Raw genomic sequence first — 1,426 nt, 5'->3', positions numbered from 1 at the left:
TAGATTAAAGTGAAGATATTACTATGAAATGTTCACACAGATTGTTTGATAGAAGCGAGGGTATCGTTAATTGGTAGAAGTCCCCTTCGTCTAGAGGCCTAGGACATCGCCCTTTCACGGCGGTAACAGGGGTTCGAATCCCCTAGGGGACGCCAATTAACGATATCTTTATGATAAATGCTCTTTAAAAACGAAGACACAAGCTGAAAACTGAGAACTCAAAAGCGAGAAAGACTGAAGGGAGAGAATCCTTGAGGTTGTATAGTTAAGTAAGTAAGCGTACACGGTGGATGCCTAGGCAATCAGAGGCGAAGAAGGACGTGCTAATCTGCGAAAAGCGTGGAGGAGTTGATAAGAAGCGTTAACTCCACGATATCCGAATGGGGAAACCCGGTAGATGAAGAATCTATCATCACTGTCTGAATCTATAGGATAGTGAAGCGAACCAGGAGAACTGAAACATCTCAGTACCCTGAGGAAAAGAAATCAACCGAGATTCTGCGAGTAGCGGCGAGCGAAAGTGGAGTAGCCGTTAGAGATAGTAAAGGATTTAGGAGAATGAGTTGGGAAGCTCAATCGAAGAGGGTGACAATCCCGTATCTGAAGAATCCTTTATGGTACTAAGCTAACAAGAAGTAGGGCGAGACACGAGGAATCTTGTCTGAAGAAGGGGGGACCATCCTCCAAGGCTAAATACTCCTGATTGACCGATAGTGAACCAGTACCGTGAGGGAAAGGCGAAAAGAACCCCGGGAGGGGAGTGAAAGAGAACCTGAAACCGTGTACGTACAAGCAGTGGGAGCCCGGAAGGGTGACTGCGTACCTTTTGTATAATGGGTCAGCGAGTTATATTTTGTAGCGAGGTTAACCGGATAGGGGAGCCGAAGGGAAACCGAGTCTTAACTGGGCGGAAGTTGCAAGGTATAGACCCGAAACCCGGTGATCTAGCCATGGTCAGGTTGAAGGTTGGGTAACACTAACTGGAGGACCGAACCGACTACTGTTGAAAAAGTAGCGGATGAATTGTGGCTGGGGGTGAAAGGCCAATCAAACCGGGAGATAGCTGGTTCTCCCCGAAATCTATTTAGGTAGAGCCTTATATGAATACCTTTGGGGGTAGAGCACTGTTTCGGCTAGGGGTCCATCCCGGATTACCAACCCGATGCAAACTGCGAATACCAAAGAGTAATATATAGGAGACACACGGCGGGTGCTAACGTTCGTCGTGGAGAGGGAAACAACCCAGACCGCCAGCTAAGGTCCCAAAGTCTATATTAAGTGGGAAACGAGGTGGAAAGGCATAGACAGCTAGGATGTTGGCTTAGAAGCAGCCATCATTTAAAGAAAGCGTAATAGCTCACTAGTCGAGTCGGTCTGCGCGGAAGATGTAACGGGGCTAAAATATAGCACCGAAGCTGCGGCATCA

The 1,426-nt window shown here is 47.5% G+C and carries 1 tRNA gene and 1 rRNA gene; both read left to right on the top strand.

Annotation, left to right across the window (positions count from 1 at the left end):
• The first annotated feature begins 79 nt into the window (after positions 1 to 79).
• Positions 80 to 155, top strand: a tRNA-Glu gene (locus tag QS62_RS11025).
• A gap of 108 nt (positions 156 to 263) precedes the next feature.
• Positions 264 to 1,426, top strand: a 23S ribosomal RNA gene (locus tag QS62_RS11020); the annotation flags it as partial.

The sequence above is a fragment of the Gallibacterium salpingitidis genome (genome assembly GCF_001678495.1).
Taxonomy (GTDB): domain Bacteria; phylum Pseudomonadota; class Gammaproteobacteria; order Enterobacterales; family Pasteurellaceae; genus Gallibacterium; species Gallibacterium salpingitidis.
Note: the sequence above shows the minus strand (reverse complement) of the source record. Positions and strands in the feature narration are given on the sequence as shown.